This is a genomic window from Leptothoe sp. LEGE 181152, assembly GCF_032906605.1.
Classification (GTDB): domain Bacteria; phylum Cyanobacteriota; class Cyanobacteriia; order Phormidesmidales; family Phormidesmidaceae; genus Leptothoe; species Leptothoe turfae.
Window position 1 is genome coordinate 174,559 of sequence record NZ_JASATU010000003.1, and the last position, 19,447, is coordinate 194,005.

Genomic DNA, 19,447 nt, shown 5'->3' on the forward strand with positions numbered 1-19,447 from the left:
TGATAAATCCTTGCTAGGAAAACATTAGAGACAACCCATGGGCATATCAATGGTTCAAACGATTCAAAAGGGAAACGAAACTAAGATTTTGGTAGTCCTACTGGCCAGTATCTTAATGGACTTTCTGGGCTTTGGCATCGTGCTTCCCCTGTTGCCTTTCTATGCCCAATCCCTGGATGCGTCTCCATTGGCAATCAGCATTTTGCTGGGGTTATTTCCTATGATGTTGACCTTTGCACCCACCTTATGGGGCAGTTTGAGCGATCGCATCGGCCGTCGTCCGGCGTTTCTTTTCAACATTGCGGGGACAACTTTATCCTTTTTGTGGCTTAGCTTTGCTAACACTTTATGGATGTTGTTTATGGCCCGTATTCTAGGGGGCTTGAGCAGTGCCAGCATGGTGATTGCTCAAGCCTATGTTTCAGACCTGACCACATCTGAAGAGCGCACTAAGAAATTAGGATTTCTAGGCGCTGCAGCTGGGATTGGTTTTGTGATTGGCCCTGTGATTGCCGGACTTTTGATCGGTGGTGACTCAACCAGTCCAAATTTTCGTTTACCGGCTTTAGCCGCCACCATTGCTTCCGGGGTAACATTTTGTGCGGCCTTTGGCGCGTTGCCCGAAGTGAAGCCCATAAGATTCAAGCCAGCAGTTCAGCACCGGCATCCCCTGGCTCAATTGCTCCCTGAGCTTAAGCAAGTTCTCCAACGTCCATTGGTTGGCATGCTGATCACGTTAACCTTTATCACCTTTTTCGGTGGCATTGGCATTCAAGCTATTTTTGCCCTGTGGTGTGAATGGCGTTTTGGTTGGGGAGCCCAGGAATTTGGTTATTTGCTGATTTTCTATTGTTTAACCATTGCCATCATTCAACTGAGTTTGCTCGGTCGACTCACCCGTTGGGTGGGAGAGATTAAGTTACTCCTATGGAGTTCTGCGATGGCCGCCCTGGGGCTTGTGCTGATTCCCTTTGCAAACAATGTTCCTCAGTTACTGGCAGCGCTGTTATTGACAATTTTTGCCCAAGCATTAGGCAATCCAGTACTGGCCAGTTTACTCAGTCAGTTAGCTGGGGCGAAACAACAGGGTAAGACCCTGGGCTTGATGCAGTCTGTGATTGGCTTAGCTACCTTTTTAGGATCCGTTTGGGCCGGTTTTTTGTTTGGAAGCTTGGGAGAAAATTGGCCCTACTGGACTGGTTCAGCCTTAATTGCCGTTGCGGTCATTCTTTGTTGGCAGCAAGTTACCCATTCCCGTTTCTCGGCGATCATGCGTCGTCGTCGTCAACAGAAGTTAATACATTTGTTTGAACTGTTGGATCTTGATAACAGTGGCACCATTGAACTCAAAGATTTTCGACAAGCGGGGCAGGCCTTGGCCAAACTTCGTGGTTGGTCCCCAGGAACATCGGAATATGAGGTTTTGCAGGCTTCCTTAGTGGGGTTTGGTGAAATGTTGCAACAGCTGGCCGATCGTGATGGCAATCAATGTATTGATCGGGCTGAATGGCTACATTGGTTGGAGAAAGAGGTGGATTATGACTTTGCCGATCTCTTTCTTCAGGTCATTGACACTAACCAAGATGGCCGGGTGGCTATAGATGAGTTGCGCACGTTCTACCAGGCCTATGGCATTCGGACAGAAGCATTGGAAGAAGCATTTCATACTCTAGATCTCAACCAGGATGGCCATCTTTGCCAGGAAGAATTTGAAACCATCTTTGCTCAGTTTCTCTATAGCGATGATGTTCAAGCACCAGGTAACTGGATTTTTGGTGTGAGTTTACCGCAGCGGCTTTAGGAAAATTTTGTTCTCCCTATGGTTTCATGCCAAAGCCCATGCGAACTAAGGACCAGGGTTTAATTAGCAACTCATAGGTTAGGAAGGTGAATAGGGTAGTCAAAATGGTCAACACTAAGAATTCGGGAAAGATGCTGAGTCCTAGTTTAGGAATATAGAGCCCCAAAATCACGATCAGAGGATGGTGCACGATATAAATCGGTAATGAAGCCTGACCCATGTATTTCAGGAAGGGATTGGTTATGGTGGCCAGATGACGGCGGGTAAGAATCAGGATTGATGCGATCGCGCTCCAGGTATGAACCCCCGTTATAGCAGAACGCAGCAGGTATAGCCCCAGATCAGACGTATCTCCATAAAAGTTTTCCTGGTATTGGCTCAACAGCAATAAGCGTGCCAGTAAACTGACCAGGAATAGGCTATAAAACAAACCAGATTTGGCTTGGATAGCCTTGCCCAGACGGGAGTCTGCATACATCAGATAGCCAATCACAAACGCCCATAGGTTATAGACAAAATGTCCCCAGTCCTGAAACAGAGTTTGGCAGTCAAACAAGGGCCACACATATCCTAAAGTTGCCATGGCACCACCAAAACCGAGCATCGGTAGCCAAATAATATGGCGATACAGCAAGTTTGCCATCGCCATGATAGTTGCCCTAGACAATCGAATTAAGACGACTAGAACAGTGAAACTCATCACCAAGAGATAGGCAAGAAACCACAGATGTTCCCACCGAGGCCCCAACCGTGAACCACAAGGCCCCAGCAAAATTGTCCCCATGTGCAAGGGCAAGTAATGTATGAAAAAATCAGTGAGATTACGAGGGACTAGATGGTTAGGCCAAAGATACCGTTGTATCGGTCCCAACGTTACCATAAATATAACGAGGGGAATTAAAAGTCGCTGAATCCGTTCTCTGTAAAAATCACGAATTGATCGTTTGCTTAAAGAGACCGCTGCGCTATAGCCTGCAATCAAAAATAGAAGAGGCATATGCCACGATGACACTAAGGCAATGTAAAGTTTCAAGAGCAAGGCTGTCATACTTGCTGTCTCTACTTGTGAAAACCCTGGGATAAACAACATCAACCAGACCACGTGTAGAGGAATGAGATTAAGAATAACAACCGTTCTGATCCAGTCAAAGTCGTAGTGTCGCATTGCCCATTGATGCTAAGCGTCAGTCAAATTAATATCATTTCAAAACTGACATAAAAATATATTTCTGCCATTATGCAAGATTATTAACGTTAAAGAAAGTACGGTAATAACGGACTAAAAGCCCCGTCAGTTGCTAGCGTAGATTTTGTAGCTTCCGACGCGTGTAGATATAGACCAACTGACATCATGCAGCTTAATTCACTGGTGATATTGCGAAAATATAAATGGGCCATTGTGCTAATCGTTTTCACGGTACTTGCCTGGCCTATTTATAATCAGGTAATATCTCGAACCTCTCAGGCACAGGAAACGGAGTTGGAGACCATTGAAACCCCTGACACTCCATCTCCCACCATTGCCGCATTAGGACGAATTGTTCCTAAGGATGGTGTTATTAACATTTCTGGTGCAGGCCAGTTAGCTGATGTTCGAGTAATTGAGCTCCAGGTTCAAGAAGGGGAAACTGTCATTCAAGGGCAAGTGCTAGCTCTTCTTGACCCTTTCTATGCGCAACAGGCCAGTCTAACTCGGGCCGAAAAGAGAATGGCTGTGGCTCAGGCTCAGCTAGAGGGAATATTAGCGGGAGACGCGAAATTGGGGGATCTAGCCGCTCAAGAGGCTCAGATTGCCAATCTAGAAGCTCAAGTACGTACCGAAGTAATTGAGCAACAGGCGCTGATTACTCGTATGCAAGCTGAGTTAGTAAATGCAGAAAGCTCCTATCAACGATTTCAAACCCTCTACAATGAAGGAGCTATCAGTATTGCTGACCTGGAAGATAAACAAGAAGCATTCGAAATTGCCCAAGCCCGACTCGATGAAGTCGAGGCCCAGCTAGAAAATATCCAATCCACCCGCGCCCAACAAATTCGCCGTGAAAGCGCCACCTTAGACAAATTGACCGAGGTGCGCCCCGTTGATGTGACCATAGCCCAAGCCGAGCTGGAGGAAGCGACAGCCGCCGTGGCAGAAGCAGAAGCCACTGTGGAGCTTGCTAGGGTCCGAGCGCCAGTCGCTGGACGTGTCTTGAAAATCCATACCCAGGCCGGTGAGCGAGTGAAATTTGACGATGGCATCCTGGAGTTAGGGCAAACTCAAGCCATGTACGTTCTGGCGGAGGTTTACGAGACCGATATTTCCAGGCTCAAACCTGGACAAACCGCAACGGTTAAAATTAGTGCCCTGATGGAAGCCCTACAAGGAACAGTGGAACAAATTTCACCTCAAATTGACCAGAAAGGAATCTTTAATAATGATCCCGCCTTAGGAATTGACGCCAGGGTTTTTGAAGTGAAGATTCGCTTGGACCCATCTGATAGCCAAAAAGTAGAACAATTTATTCATATGGAGGCTGACGTTACCATCCAAACCCCATAGTGACTATATTGTTGTTCACTCTTTATCAGTAATTGAGTCGCTCAATCCATGATGAATATTTTCGACTCAGAGGCATGGCTACAATTAACCCACAAAAAGTCTCGCCTGTTTATCAGTCTGCTTAGTGTCACTCTTTCTGTTGTCCTGATGTTTGTGGCTACGGCACTAAGGGATGGTATTTTTGAAGATGCAGTGACAATTCATAAAGCATTGCAGGCGGATCTATTTATTCAATCTGATCAAGCAGAAAACTTTTGGGCACTCAGAGCAGAGAATTTTTCCAAAAGGGTCTTGTCTCAGATTTCCGCTATCCAGGGAGTAGCGTCAAGTCGTCCACTTTATTTCAAGTCTGCTGGCCTCAGAAATCCCCAGACACTAGCTAAAAAAGTAATTCTTATATTCGCCTTTGATCCTAATCAGTCTGCGTTTAATTTGTCTGAAATCAATCAGCAATTGAATGTCATTACCCAGGCCAATACCTACCTGTATGATCAGCTTTCCCAGTCTGGATATGGGCCAATTATTCAGAACCTCGAAGATCAGGGATCTTTCATCACAGAAGCGGCAGATAAGAAAATTAAGATTGCCGGTCTCTTTTCTCTGGGTGGCGGCATTTTATCTGCCAATGGCATCATGGTGACCAGTGATCTGAACTTTTCGCACCTATTTAATCATCCTATCTCTCAAGTCAACATTGGTCTTGTTATCTTAGAAACAGGAAGTGATCCCCAGGAAGTCAAACAAAAAATTGCTGAAATCTTACCTAACGGTTTAACAGTTTTGACTAAAGAAGAAGCCATGGCGAGTGAGAAGCAATATTGGCATACAGGGTCTCCTATTGGCTTTATTTTTAATACTGTGGCAATGATGAGTTCTTTATTTGGTGGGGTGATTATCTACCAGATTTTATTTACCCAAATCTCTGAATATATTTCGGTATACGCTACTTTCAAGGCCATTGGATATACCAATCGGTATTTAATGAATACGGTTCTTCAGGAAAGTGTGATGATGGCAGTCCTGGGATTTATTCCTGGCGTTATTATTTGTCTATATTTATTCGGATTTATTCAAAACCAAACTCGCCTGCCTATGGATATGAGTGTGGCAAGAATATGCACTATTTTTATCTTGACTGTGATTACCTGTTCTTTAGCTAGCATTATTGCCCTGGTAAAACTCAAGGATGCTGATCCAGCCGATTTGTTTAGATAAGTTTTAGATCAACCAAGGGATTGATTCAAAACAATACATAAGGAGCCTAGGAGCCTATAAGGTGTAGAGGTGTTCCATGCATGGGACACCTCTACATTCTAAAGGGGGGAGCATGATTCAGCTCATTGGTTTCATGGTATTGCTCTATGGCATTCAAGCGGCTTGTAGTAATCCAGGACTAGCCTTTCTACCCCTTGTAACTTATCTGACCGATACGCTAGGATTTTCTGCCACTCAGCTGGCTAGTTTTCAGCTAGTAGTCGTTCTACCTTGGTTTATCAAACCTCTTTGGGGTCTTTTAGTCGATGGGGTGCCCCTGTTTGGTCATACCTTCAAAAGTTATTTACTCATTTGTTATGGCGGCATCATTGTGAGCTTTGTGATGATCACAAGTTGGTCTGAACCCTCAGCTATAAGTTTAGTTGCCTTGGGCCTGGTGATTTCCACTGGTGTGGCATTTTCTGATGTAGTAGCAGATAAATTAATGGTGGTAGAAGGTCAGAAACAAGGCAACGCCAATATCCTGCAAGCTTCTCAGTGGGCGGGATTAGGATTTACTGCGATCGCAATGTACGGTCTAGGTGGGTGGTTAGCCGAGCACACCCCTCTTTCAACTGTGTTCCTACTGAGCACAATTTTCCCAGGAATTGGCTTTATCGCTGTTCTAAGTTTCTTTCCTGAACAACCCAATAAAACGTTTACTCTAGGCCGAAGTTGGCAACAATTTTGGCAGGCAGCCAAGCAACCCAACCTAAAATTGATGCTTGGCTTGATCCTGTTGCTGGACATTAGCCCAACTCCAGTGGACTATGTTTACCAGCGGCAGATCTTGGACTTTAGCAACACGCTAATCGGTAATCTTAAAGCGGTGGAGTGTTTGGGATTAGGGTTGGGGGCAATTGCCTTTGGAATTCTAACGCAACGCTTTCCAAAACTACCCCTTTTAAGATTAGTCATCATCAGTGGTGCAATTTCCCTGCTGAGCTTATCCTTTATGCAGGATGTTTCCAGCGCCTATGGCGTTTACCTTGTTCGCGGGTTTACGGTCACATTAAGAACTCTAGGACTTTTTGGGCTAGTGGTACAAATCTGCCCCCAAGGAGCAGAGGGGTTTACCTATGCCCTGATGGTTTCTGTTGCAAACTTGGCAACCAATATAGGGCTGTTGTGTGGGGGACAACTTTATGATTGGGGTATCTCATTTGCAATGGTTGCGATAATTGGCTCGTTATATATTCTGTTGTGTGGCGGGGGAATTTCATTGATAGCCGTATACTCAGATAAATTGCGGGGGTTTTAGGTGTGTTTTATCGATTTATGATGTAGGTTATGTTAGTCATGTAGATCTGCCGTATTGATGTCAAAAGTTCAGAAGTGTTTAAACTATACCGTTATCGCTGGTAGCTATTATGTCGTAGTACTAATAAACAGCTACTGAATGTTGGGTTTAGGTGGAATGACACATATACCAGAGAATAGCGCTGACTGGCTGATACCCTTAGGTGAGCAGCGATCTCAGGCTCGACTGAATGTATTTTGTTTCCCTCCTGCTGGATCTGGTAGTGTGTTTTTTCGCCATTGGCCAGCAGCCATGCCTGGATGGATAAATCTTTGGGCATTACGATTGCCAGGTCGTGAAACTCGGTTTCGTGAGCCGCTGTTGACCCAGTGGCCGAAGTTAGTTGAACCCTTGGTACAGGCGCTTACCCCCCATTGTGATCAGCCATTTGTTTTGTTTGGCCATAGCTTCGGAGCTTTAGTGAGTTTTGAAGTAGCCCATCAACTGCGGGATCGTTTTGGATATGCTCCTGTAGCTTTGGCTGTTTCGGCACGTCAGCCACCTCATACTTTTGCAGCTCAGCGCGATGACCAGCAGGATGATGCAACATTAATTGCCGAGCTACGGGCCGATGAGGGGACACCGGAGGTGGTTTTGCAAGATACTAAGATGATGGAACTGTTATTGCGAATTTATCGGGCAGACTTATATCTGAATCGAACCTATAGTTATTATCCTAGAGGCCCTTTATCCTGTCCCATTTTAGCGTTAGGGGGGGAGAATGATAAAGGGGTAAACACTCAAGATCTGATGCGATGGCAGGAGCAGACCGATCAGACATTCCAATTGAAGTTGTTCCCTGGAGGGCATATGTATTTGGTAGAGGAGCAGAATAAAGTTGCTATGATTCAAGCCTTGACGGAGTTTGTAGCTGATTTTTGATTAGATCTGGGTCTAGTTGAAAAAACTTAAGCAATTGTTGCAAAGATGTTGATACAGCTGTGGGTGTAGTTTTTTCAACTATCCTGAGAGTCTCTTCATTTAAATAGGGAAACGCGTCTCTAACCAAGGCGTCAATGACGTCATCAGAAAAAAACATTAATTCTTGAATCGTTCTGCTCAATCGGGAACGGGCAAAGCTAAGTTGCCAGCGGGCTCGCTTGAGTAAGCGCTGTCTAAAACTTTCAGCAAGTTCGGGATGTTCTGCTGATAACAGTTCTATTTTCTGTTCTTGAATGTAGGGAATAATATCTGGATTCTCTTCTAAAAAGATTAGACTCCCTTCCCGATTATAAACTGTAACACCATCCATCCCCAGGGATGAAATATCGGCTAGAGCAAGGATACGAGTGATAATATGGGGTGGATTTTCGGAATCATATAAAGCAGGTTGATAAATAGATTCTTCTAAAGGACTATAGGTGCAAATTGTGCCTAGAATTGCCAATTGGAGTAACTCAATATCTTTCTCAGAAAACTGCGCTTGAAATTTCCCAGCTAATGCCAGGTTCTGATTAAGCTGGCAAATATAGGTCAACAACTTGTCACATGTTGCCTTTTCACTCTCTCCACTGGCTCGCCGACGAGTAATATGGGGATGACTTTGAGGCAAGAAGATTTGTACCATATCGTGGGTTGCTACACACAAATCAAGTAGGCTGTGTATGCGACTTAGATCAGGGTTTTTCTGGGTGTCCTGATTAGACTTTTGCCAATGGGGGGCAACGATAGAAAAGATTTGATTGGCTCGTCGTTGGACAGTCTTGATATGCCAGCGATTGTGATAGTAAAGCTGTTGATTTTGAATTGTTTTATCAAATTCTGCTAATACAAACTGTTTTGTTAAGGCAACAGTTTCAGAGAAAGTATTGGGGAGCATAATGGAACCTGCAGCTTGAACCCTGACAATGAGAGTAGAAAGTTATAAATGAGTAAATGTAATTCAATTTATTAACCGTTATTTTTGAGTAAAGCTCCAAATGCCTTGCCAACCATTAGGAAGGCTCCGTTGGCTTAATTGTTGAATCCGTTCTAAGTAAAATTGTACTGTTTTATCTATTGGGTTGATCTTTAGAACCTGTTCAAAATACCTCTGTGCCTGAACCCAGTTGCCCTCTTGATAGAATTTTCTTGCCTGTTGATACAGGGCAAGAGTCTTCTTTTTTAGAAAATGAGAGGTTTCAAGGTCAGCTTCTAAGACTTCATAAATGGTAATGGGTTCTTGACGCCCCTTGACGATAACGCGATCTAACAATCGAAAAGTGTACTGTTCAGGCTGACTTAACTGCCCCAAAACTTCCTCTGAAATGAGGAGCGATGCGCCATAGTATTTGGTTAACCCTTCTAGCCGAGCAGTCAAGTTGACATTGTCTGAGAAGGCATCGCCCTGCATACGATTAGCTTCACCAACCATGCCTACCATCATATGCCCCACATGAATACCAATACCCACTTCCAATGGTTGGTACCCCGCAGACAAACGGTGCTGATTATATTCTGTCACTCGCTTAGCTTTGGCAATGCCCGCCTGCAGTGCATCATCAACGCTTTCGGGAAAAACTGCCATCATGCCATCCCCTAGATATTTAACGATGAAGCCATTGTGATTACGAATTTCTGGGCTAACCCGTCGTAGGTAAGCATTAATGAAGTTAAAGTTTTCCTGGGGGGTCATGTGTTCCGACAGGGTTGTAAATGAGCGGATATCAGAAAACATAACGGCCATCTCTTTACTAACGTGATCCCCCAGTTGAATATTGATAATACTATCTTGCTTAAGAAAAATCAGGTATTCTTCAGGGACAAATCGACTGTAGGCCTCTAAAAGATCGGAAAGGTGTTTATTGGCATCAATTAGCTGCTGCTCATGATGTTTAACGGATTGTACCGTTTCTGAAAAAACTTGAGCTAAGTTGCCTAGCTCATCGGTTCGGGCAGAGATAGATTTTAGACTATTAGGATTAAAGGTATTGTTTTGAACTGTAATAGCTGCCGCCGTAATTGTATTGACTTGTTCAATGTAATCTACCATGGTTTGATTCTGTTCTTTGAGATTATTTTCCAGGGTTGTTGAGTGATCTGTAATAATTTCAACGATAGTTTCTAATTCGCTATTTTTTAGCGTTAAGTCTTCAACTAATTTACGTAAGCGTATGATCTCTGTTTCCAGGGAAGAATGCCCATTGGGATCTGGAATAGATGTTTCAGAATTCATCTTGGATAATGGCAAGCTTTACTTCATAAAATGGCCAAGGTTATTGTGATTTGATGCGTTATGGTTACCCACGAATTAACCGCATGATACGTCACTATTGGCTGAGCTTCCAGCTTGCCCCATAATCGATTGGGATCGTCTTCAAAAAATAATTGTGTCGGCCCACACTACGACACCGGTATGGCGCAAATTATTAACGTTGTAAAGCACTTCAGCAATATCCCCTTCTCGGTCAAAGATATGAATAATGTGGGTGGAGGAAACGATCATTTGCGACAGCTCTGTTGTGTTCGAAAGACCCATTGGAGCTAGTGCAATGCTATACCGAGACTACTTTAAATATTGCCTGTAATCTCGGTGCAACGCTACACCGAGATTATGATCTTGTAGTATAGGTAATTATTGTTGCATGGATTGTTTGGTAAAGCATTGTTTCATTTGCTAAGAAAAATTGAAATGTCTCGAAATGTCTGGCGGTATTTTCTTCCCTTGTCTATGATAGGTCTACTGGTTTAAGTTGGTGATGTACCCAGAAGCCTTTTGTTTTTTGAGCTAAGTAGCACTAGATCTGTTTGACAGATGTTTCTTTGCGTGTTGTAGCTAATAAAATAAGAGAGCCTATAGTATGGGTTTTAGCTTTTTGGTAGCATGCTTTTCTTGAGGCTAAAATCTTGCTACTCTTTGTTTGAAGATAGAAGATATGGTCCAAGAAGACGTTTGATTGTCTGTCGTGATGCTGTCACGATGCCTGATTTTAGGCGTTATTCCCTGCTTGTATGGTTTTTGATAAAAAGTTTTTTGGTGAGCTGTTATAGCCATCCAGAAAATTAGAGTTTCTGCACCCTGTAAACCTATATCAAGTGAATTCAGAGAAGAATGTCTGCTCTGAATGGGTGGCTGAACGTGATCGAAGTAAATAGTATCTGTTTTAGAGAATATGGTTAAGAAATCACGCTCAACAGCAAATTGGACAGCGATTAGCCAAGGGTTTGGACTGGCCAGTTCAGTGAATTCTGCAAATGGGGAAACAACATCGACAATTGTAGAAGAGCCAGCTGTTACTAATACAACACCAATTTTGCTGTCTTCGTTTTTGAACTATGGTCAGTTATCAGTTGTTGCCAATGCCAATGAAGGTGAACTGTTTACGAATCCCACTGATTTTAAGGTGAAAGTAACCTTTGTCCCTGATGTTAAAGGGACATGGTCAGTCGAGGTTCCAGATGAGCTATTGCCAGGTGAGCTAGAAAATCCATTGTCGCTCACTTCCCTTGGCCAGACAGTTGATCCAGCCGAATCAATTCTAGTTCCCTCACATGTTCTCAAGCCCACATTTCCAGTGGGTGCCCTATTAATTAAGCAAGCAGAGCACTATGAAGAGGTGGGAGAGCAGACTACCATTAGCCTGGATCTAAAAGAAAGCGTCTCCTTGCTTTGTAATTATTATTCTCAAAGTAGCGATTTGTATGATCTATCTGCTACAGATAGTATTACTGTTTGGTGGTTCCTTGAAGTTAATAGAGAGACTCCTACTAACGGTAGATTTAAGGTTGAGGCCGCATCGGGATACCTGTTTAAGAATAACTTTGAGCATACCCTAACATTTTATTTCTCAGCTGAAGGGACCTGGAAAATTTTTGCAGAGGGTAAATCCATTGACTATGTTGGCTATACTTCTGTGTATACAGAGGCATTTGATTCATACCTTCTACCCGGTTCACCGGCTGGCTGCTTACTAGTCGGGCGAGGAGAAACAATCAAAATAGGCGATGAAGACTCAGGACTGGGAGCAGACGAGCTAGTCCCCCTTAAAGATCAGAATGCTTGGTCGTTGGAGCCAGGCGAAACAATTCTTTTCGTTTCCAATGGCAATATTGAGGAGAATTTCACAAAGAGTGACAATGGCCAAAACGGAGGTATTGATTGGATATTTAACAATCATTCTGACGAGATTACGGTCAAATGGGCTGTGGTAGGGGCGAGTTAACCCTAACGCTCCGTTTTGGCAACAAAACACGCTGATATCTGATGGATAACTGTTCGGAAGAAAAAACGCTGTTCAGGCTGACGGTGGAATCGCTATGAAACCTCATATTCTATTGACCCTAGTTAAAGATATTGCCCCTGGTCAGATTCCCTACTGGGAGGATGTTGCTCAGCGTAAAGCAACAGCACCCATATATCTCACGCCAACAGTGGATAGGGTGACTGAAAACTATGGGTGCTCGTTTCAGATGACGCGGGAGTATAGGCCTGCCAGAGAAACTCATTGGGATCACGATGAGAGAGAAAGTAAGTTTGATCGGACATATCGTCTGATTTTGCAACAGAATAAAAATATTCCACCAGGGTTAATTGACGATATTGCTGTTATTCCTAATGTCGAAACGGTCACGGCTGGGAGAGTGGCGACAGCTGAGCTACCTCAGGTAATTGCTAAGGGGTTTAGTCTCACTACGGGTATGCGATCGCGTCAAGCCATCTACCTACCAGAGGCCCACGATTACAGCCAGGGAGATTCTCAAATCACCATTGCTGTTCTCGATACGGGGGTTGATCTCGATCACCCTGAATTAAAAAATGTGTTACTTCCCGGCGCAGATTTTGTTGATATTATTGATGGTGCCGGTAAGTTTCTCGGTGATTATTTAGGCTATGACGAAGACCCAGACGATGAAGTAGGCCATGGTACCCATGTGGCTGGAATCGTTTCTGGTCAGGGGATAAAGATGCCTTTGGGTGTGGTGCCCAAGTGCAAGATTTTGCCAGTACGGGTGTTAGGAGCACTAAAGAGAGGGTCTAAAAAAGTTGGTGCAGGCTTAGTGGACAACATTAATACCGGTATTAAATGGGCTATTGACAATGGAGCAAATGTGATTAATATGAGTTTAGGGATAGAACATACCGGTGGTGGTTTACCCCATGAAGACGTTGTAAACTACGCCCGCCGAAAAGGAGTTTCCATTGTTGCCGCCTCAGGTAATGATGGTAAAGAACAACTTTATTATCCAGGTGCATTGCCCCATGTGATTGCGGTGGGGGCGCTGGATGAATCAGGTAACGTTGCACCCTTTTCTACCTATGGTAAACAGGTAGATTTTGTTGCTCCTGGCACTGATATTTACAGTACTTACATTGGTAATGATTATGGTTTCTCCACGGGGACATCCCATGCTTCACCTTTTGTTGCAGGTGCGATCGCTCTACTCAAATCCTATGCACGACAACACCATAAGGCTAATTTGTCCGACCAACAGGTTAAATACCTGCTGAAACACACTGCTGACAAGCTCGATAAACGGTTTAAACATCCCAAGGCAGGTTTTGGCAAACTGAATTTGCTGGATGCTCTACGTTTATTAGATTACAAGTTTGCAGCCTGACTAGACATTACTGAGATCAGGCCGCTGTAATAGTTGTATTTTTTTGAGAGATTAATGATGATTTTCGATGAATTTGTTCTACATAATTCCCTCACCCTAAGCGCCAACCTTGAGCTTGTTGAAGTGTCAACAACGTCAGTTCTCCCGTTGGCAGACTCACAAATTACTGAACTTAGAGCACAGCTTGCATTAAGAAACTATCTAATTAGCACAGGGACACTGGGGAACGCAATTACGAACTCAATAGATAATGATTTATTGCAAGCTGCCTGCCAAGCTTTGATAGATGTCTATTTAGCCTATGACAATGCTATCCGTGTATCAGAGGCTGGGTCTGAGTTGGTAGACGACCCGCTAATCGAGCCACAATTACAGACCACTTTGTCAACGGCAATTGAGGCAGTAAAAGGATCTGCTAGTTTTGGTAGTAGTCTTACATCGACAGGTGCTTGTTATGATCTCTTTGTGGATGCTGAGAGTGCTTTGACGGCAGCTAACACAGAAAATGCAACCACAATCACCCTTGCAGCGCTTACAGACACCCTTCAAATTAAAATTAGTGATATGGGTACAGCACTGGATAACCTAACAGAGGCCATAACAGGTGGCGAAGTTGATAATTGGTCAGTAATTAAGTCCCAGTTTGCTCTCGCGACAGCATAAGAGCGATAGCGTAAATGCTGCAATGGTAACGCCTCGTTTTCAGTATTATTCCATTACTAAGACGAGGCTTAGGGCCATTGCAATTGGTCGATAACTCTCTTTGGCTAAGGATAGGGTTGCATAAAGGTGAGTGACTGAAAACTGGTTTAAAGAATATTTGGTTTCTGGAGTTAGCTGATGGCTGTTGATATCTTCTCTAGACTTTATGAATTATTCCCACTTACCTCATCAAGTGAGGTGGATAATGCTATCTCGGCTTCAGTTTTAGCTGGCACAACATGGAGTATTGAGAACTTTGTTAAAACATTTGTTACTGAGTCCGAGATTTCGCTCTCTGAGGTAGTACCTGACTTGGCGACTGAGAGCTTAGATTTCTATCAGAGATTAGATCTCTCTCGCTGGACCCCAGATAGGTTCAGTGATGATAGCTTACCAGAAACAGTACTCTCACTTTATTCCTATTTGGCTAAGAGTGAATTTGTGTCCCTAAAAGATACGATTATTACTACAGCCTATGCAGCCCAGATAGTTCTGAATTTAGCCCTTACTGCTCAGTTGTTAGCAAGCAATGCTCAAACGATAGCGAGCAATGCTCAAACAAGAGCGAGCAATGCTCAAACAACAGCCAATGCTGCTCCTACTATGAGCCAAGTTCAAACGGCTATTGACGATTCTATTACTGATATTATTAATACGACTATTGCTGACTTTGTGAACACAGCCCTTGACAGTACTTCCTTTGCTGCAAATGTTCATACAGCTGTCAACAATTATCCGGTTGATGAGAAGCTTGATGATTTTCTGGCTGAGGCCATGAACAGTGCTTCCTTGGATAAAATTATTCCTGATGCTGTCAACAATTATCCGGTTGATGAGAAGCTTAATGATTTCTTGATGGATGCTATTAACAGTATTTCCTTAGATACAACTATTGTTAACGCTGTCAACAATTATTCGGTTGATGACGGACTGAGTATTTACCTGAATGATGCCATCGTCAACGCATCTTTGGATACAACGATTAATAATTTTGTATCCACTTATTCGGTTGATGACGAGCTTAGAAATTACCTGAGTAATACTATTACCAATGCGTCTTTGGATATCACTATTGATACTGCTATTAACAATTATTCAGTTGATAACGGTCTGAGTACATACCTGAAGGAGGCCATTGCCAATGCAGGCTTAGCCACAACAGTCACTAACGCTATTAACAATTATTCGGTCGAAGACGATATTAGAGATACCGTGAGCACAGCTATTGCCAATGCGGGCTTAGCCACAACGGCCACTAACGCTATTAACAGTTATTCGATCGAAGACGATATTAGAGATACCGTAAACACAACGATTACCAATGCGGGCTTAGCCACAACAGTCACTAACACTATCAACAGTTATTCGGTCGAAGACGATATTAGAGATACCGTAAGCACAGCGATTACCAATGCGGGCTTAGACACAACGGCCACTAACGCTATTAACAGTTATTCGGTCGAAGACGATATTAGAGATACCGTAAACACAACGATTACCAATGCGGGCTTAGACACAACAGTCACTAACGCTATCAACAGTTATTCGATCGAAGACGATATTAGAGATACCGTAAACACAACGATTACCAATGCGGGCTTAGACACAACGGCCACTAACGCTATTAACAGTTATTCGATCGAAGACGATATTAGAGATACCGTAAGCACAGCGATTACCAATGCGGGCTTAGACACAACGGCCACTAACGCTATTAACAGTTATTCGGTCGAAGACGATATTAGAGATACCGTAAACACAGCGATTACCAATGCGGGCTTAGACACAACGGCCACTAACGCTATTAACAGTTATTCGGTCGAAGACGATATTAGAGATACCGTAAACACAACGATTACCAATGCGGGCTTAGACACAACGGTCACTGACACTATCAACAGTTATTCGGTCGAAGACGATATTAGAGATGCTGTGAGCGCAACGATTACCAGTTCCTCCTTAGATACAATGGTCACTGACACTATTAACAGTTACTTGATTGAAGACGATATTAGAGATGCTGTGAACGCAGCTATTAGCTCCTCATCTCTCAATACAACATCGTTGGCCGACATAATAGCTCAAATAATAGGAGAGGAAGGGGAAGAGGAAACTGTTGTCAGCGATATCGACAATTGGGATCTGGTTTGGAGCCTGTTTACTAGTTCAACTTAATAACTCAATCCTTACAACCTTTGCCATATGACTCTATTAAGGGTTTCAATCTATCTCTATCTCTACCACTCCAACTATGACATTACTGAAAGTTCCGGTCTATCTCCGCCAACCTAAATTAGAAAGGCTCTCATGGATTATTTTCAACATTTACCCAACGGGAAATATCGGGAATAGACAGAATAAAGACCAACCCGATATACCCTGACCAAAGTCTTCAAGACGTCGTTTCAATCTGTTCATTCTATTGATTTTTGGGAGAATTATCATGACTGATACCGTAGATCTAGTACTACAAATTACTGAACCATCTGTTACTTTAGATTCCTACGCTACAACTGCATTAGAAAAAACTAGACTCTATTACCAAGATAAAGACGATAACCTGGCAAGTAGCGATCAGGCTAAAACCTATCTTGCCACCGAAGGGATGCTAGGTACTATCTCCGTCATAACTGAACGGTTAAATAAGTCTGGATTAGATAATGTTTTACGATTATTGCTCTCTGAGCCAATAATCTACGCAACGCTGCTCAGGAAATCTATTTATGTTGGAGATATTACTTATTATGATAATACAATAAGTAGCGGTGATGGCATAGATAAAGACGATACTGAAGGTATATATAATTCGGTATTGCGCCATGTGAGCGATATCCCCAAACGATATTTTTTAGCCCGGATGATTGCCTTGGTCCTGGACGATAAGCATATTCAGGTCCAAGCCGGTGACAAACGTTGGGAGCAGCTAGAGGATTTACTCTTAGAACAGGGGCTGCCCATTACTGTTGGTAAGGTTGAGCCTGCAGTTAATGAGCTACTCTCAACCATCTATACTGAGGGAGATATTCCCCATTATGTAGAACAGTTTGTTGAAAATCTAGAAACGAAAGAGGCAAACGGAGAGAGCACAATTCTTCCCAGCTCTGTTTTTACCACCGCAATTAAGCAGGGGATGACCGATTATTTGGTCAAACTGGGTGTTCAAATTACGTCCGAAAGCGATTTTACAAATGGTGTCTACAACGAATACTTCTTCCTGGCCTATAATGAAGCGCTAAAAATCGCCAACGTTGCTGAGGATCCGATTGATACGGCCCGTATCAAAGGAGGAGAAACCACCTGGGACTTTTCCGTTGATACCTTTGAGAGTATCGAAGAGCAGGGCGTTAGTCCGGACAACATTTTAGCAGCAGGGGCCCTAGACTACATCTACTGCATTGGTGAACGGATGCATGTATTTGATGTGGCCAATGCCCTGGTACTACGCTGGGCTGGAGGCGTTCTCGATGTCCCCGATGGCACAACGGCTGCCGCCCTTTACCGCTACCATAAACTGCGCAGTGAGCGCTCCACTCCCCAAGAGCGGGCTATGCTGTATCGTCGTGTATTAAATCGAGGTGGAGGGCAGCTACTCTCCAATATGGTGGCCAATGAAGACTTTCCTCGACTATGGCACCAGCTTATGTCTGAAGTAGCCGAGTATATCCGCAAAGCAGAGGGCAGCTACTCAGCCGAGAGTTGGGTCTCCAAGGCTCCGATTTATCAAGCTACTAAGAACCTACAGTACAACCTGAGTGAAACCATGACCGGTATGGCTCACCTGCAGGTCACTGAAGACTATGCCCATTTACAAGAGGCATTAGACATTATCAAGGCTGACTATGTACTCACATCCTATGGTGGGCGACGTGAAAGTATTTGGACAGTGATTGAACAGGTTGCAAAAGAAGACTTGGGGATAATGGTCTCCAGCGCCCCTATTCGCACCTCTGCGGTAGAAGGAAACAAAGTCTTTCAGTGGGTTTCAAACTTTAACGAAGGATCTGTTCAAGACAGTTCATTCCAGAGTTTTCTCTCGTCGGCAGAAGCCTGGATTATTGCCCAAGCCTCCATGGAGGAAGATGATGGCTCTTTTGGACGAGACGGCGATGGTATGGATGACATGGACGGTATGGATGATGATTTTGATGATTGGGATTAGGCAGAGGAGAGAGATGTTGCATGCAATGTCTGTACATTTGGGTTTTGTTGATAGTTTTGTTGGGCATATAGAGGCTGACGTACCATGTCACAATTAGTACACGATGATCGAATGCATAGAGCTCGACAGCGGGCACGGGAGTTGTTGCAGGAATCACCTACATTCCGCAACATGAATCGAGATGAACAGATGGCCATGTATAAAGACATGGTGCAGAATCAATACAATGATTTAGCTGAGGGCAATGGTGGTCAGTTAGCGGCACAAAGAGGCCTATCAACTGGACTGGCGGCCAGTGATCAAATCAATGACAAGCGTCACCTGAATGAGCGAATTGGCTCGGAAACAGGTGATATGGCCTCTGACTTTATTAGTGATGTGGATTTTCCTGAATTTGTGGAAGATCTGCTGACAGGGGTTTTTGACGCCAACCTGAACGTCACTGTTACCCAGATGCAGGAATATCAGCAACTGCTGAAGTCTGCAACTAAATCCCTGAGCCACTTTGTCAAAAATGTCAGTGACGAAGATGCCTTTGGTTACCTGGCGGATAATATGGGTGACCAGTTCAGCTTTATGGAAGATGAACAGGGTGAACCCACTCTAGGGAATGCCAGTGGGCAACAGCTGGATCTTGGTGACAACCAAGTGAAAGCTAAAATCATGGATGCCAAACTGGCATTGGCAAAGGAACAACGGGCCTTATTGCGAGAGACTATTTTAATGGGTATCTCTCGACTGGTGGTCGAACGAGGTACGGTAAAAGCAGCCGTTGTTTTTGATGTCAAGGCTACTGAAAAGATTAACAAGACTGACAAGGCGGCTCAAACAACGACTACGAAGACCGGTGGTACCCATGGAGGGGGACTCTTTGGCTTTATTGGTCGACGCAGTTCCCGTGCTAGAAAGCGCAGCAAAATTAGTGTGTCTTCTGCTAAGAGTACGGCGACAACAGATTTAGCAGCCCAGATCACGGGATCGGTGGAGCTAGTATTTAAGTCAGATTACTTTAAGCTAGACAACTTTGCTTCCATGTATGGTGGCGAAGTACCACAAAACCAGGCAGGGGCTCAACCGCAACAGCCAGGACAGTTGCCAGGGGGATAATCAATGGTTAGCGTCCAGACTCTCGTTTGGTTTTTGACAACATCG

15 protein-coding genes are annotated in these 19,447 nt (G+C 43.9%); 11 read left to right on the forward strand and 4 right to left on the reverse strand.

Features of this window, described 5'->3' with window-relative positions; translation table 11 throughout:
- The first annotated feature begins 37 nt into the window (after window positions 1–37).
- Window positions 38–1,801 (forward strand): MFS transporter, encoded by a 1,764-nt coding sequence (locus QGP82_RS01630; RefSeq protein ID WP_499056781.1) that lies wholly within the window; start codon window positions 38–40, stop codon window positions 1,799–1,801.
- 16 nt (window positions 1,802–1,817) lie between these two features.
- Here QGP82_RS01630 and QGP82_RS01635 read toward each other — a convergent pair whose 3' ends face one another.
- Window positions 1,818–2,966, reverse strand: coding sequence for an acyltransferase family protein (locus QGP82_RS01635; protein ID WP_163702651.1), 1,149 nt, complete (start codon window positions 2,964–2,966; stop codon window positions 1,818–1,820).
- Between the two features lie 186 nt (window positions 2,967–3,152).
- Between QGP82_RS01635 and QGP82_RS01640 the strand changes: the two genes are divergently transcribed.
- From QGP82_RS01640 to QGP82_RS01655, 4 genes are all read left to right on the forward strand, one after another.
- Window positions 3,153–4,343, forward strand: a complete 1,191-nt coding sequence (locus QGP82_RS01640) for an HlyD family efflux transporter periplasmic adaptor subunit (protein WP_163665641.1) — start codon at window positions 3,153–3,155, stop codon at window positions 4,341–4,343.
- A gap of 48 nt (window positions 4,344–4,391) precedes the next feature.
- Window positions 4,392–5,558: an ABC transporter permease DevC gene (gene devC, locus QGP82_RS01645; RefSeq protein WP_163665639.1), complete on the forward strand. Its 1,167-nt coding sequence runs from the start codon at window positions 4,392–4,394 to the stop codon at window positions 5,556–5,558.
- 112 nt (window positions 5,559–5,670) lie between these two features.
- Window positions 5,671–6,858, forward strand: a complete 1,188-nt coding sequence (locus tag QGP82_RS01650) for an MFS transporter (RefSeq protein ID WP_499056782.1) — start codon at window positions 5,671–5,673, stop codon at window positions 6,856–6,858.
- Window positions 6,859–7,014: 156 nt separating this feature from the next.
- Window positions 7,015–7,779, forward strand: coding sequence for a thioesterase II family protein (locus QGP82_RS01655; RefSeq protein ID WP_163665635.1), 765 nt, complete (start codon window positions 7,015–7,017; stop codon window positions 7,777–7,779).
- On the opposite strand, the gene QGP82_RS01660 is transcribed toward QGP82_RS01655, so the two are convergent.
- The 3 genes from QGP82_RS01660 to QGP82_RS01670 form a co-directional block, all read right to left on the reverse strand.
- A complete protein-coding gene (locus tag QGP82_RS01660; protein WP_163665634.1) occupies window positions 7,739–8,716 on the reverse strand; it encodes a hypothetical protein in 978 nt (325 codons plus the stop codon). The two genes, QGP82_RS01655 and QGP82_RS01660, sit on opposite strands and share 41 nt — an antisense overlap.
- 78 nt (window positions 8,717–8,794) lie before the next feature.
- Window positions 8,795–10,051, reverse strand: a complete 1,257-nt coding sequence (locus QGP82_RS01665) for an adenylate/guanylate cyclase domain-containing protein (protein ID WP_163665632.1) — start codon at window positions 10,049–10,051, stop codon at window positions 8,795–8,797.
- Window positions 10,052–10,192: 141 nt separating this feature from the next.
- Window positions 10,193–10,354: a hypothetical protein gene (locus QGP82_RS01670; RefSeq protein ID WP_163665630.1), complete on the reverse strand. Its 162-nt coding sequence runs from the start codon at window positions 10,352–10,354 to the stop codon at window positions 10,193–10,195.
- Between the two features lie 634 nt (window positions 10,355–10,988).
- On the opposite strand from QGP82_RS01670, the gene QGP82_RS01675 reads away from it, so the two are divergent.
- The 6 genes from QGP82_RS01675 (at window position 10,989) to QGP82_RS01700 (ending at window position 19,402) form a co-directional block, all read left to right on the forward strand.
- Window positions 10,989–12,038 (forward strand): hypothetical protein, encoded by a 1,050-nt coding sequence (locus tag QGP82_RS01675; protein ID WP_499056784.1) that lies wholly within the window; start codon window positions 10,989–10,991, stop codon window positions 12,036–12,038.
- Window positions 12,039–12,132: 94 nt separating this feature from the next.
- Window positions 12,133–13,434, forward strand: a complete 1,302-nt coding sequence (locus QGP82_RS01680; protein WP_163665626.1) for a S8 family peptidase — start codon at window positions 12,133–12,135, stop codon at window positions 13,432–13,434.
- 57 nt (window positions 13,435–13,491) lie between these two features.
- Window positions 13,492–14,097 (forward strand): hypothetical protein, encoded by a 606-nt coding sequence (locus QGP82_RS01685; RefSeq protein WP_499056786.1) that lies wholly within the window; start codon window positions 13,492–13,494, stop codon window positions 14,095–14,097.
- Window positions 14,098–14,274: 177 nt separating this feature from the next.
- Window positions 14,275–16,311, forward strand: a complete 2,037-nt coding sequence (locus QGP82_RS01690; RefSeq protein ID WP_499056787.1) for a beta strand repeat-containing protein — start codon at window positions 14,275–14,277, stop codon at window positions 16,309–16,311.
- Window positions 16,312–16,579: 268 nt separating this feature from the next.
- Entirely contained in the window at window positions 16,580–18,295 is a 1,716-nt protein-coding gene (locus QGP82_RS01695; protein WP_499056789.1) for a hypothetical protein, read from the forward strand.
- 84 nt (window positions 18,296–18,379) lie between these two features.
- Window positions 18,380–19,402 (forward strand): hypothetical protein, encoded by a 1,023-nt coding sequence (locus QGP82_RS01700; protein ID WP_499056790.1) that lies wholly within the window; start codon window positions 18,380–18,382, stop codon window positions 19,400–19,402.
- Window positions 19,403–19,447 lie beyond the last annotated feature (45 nt).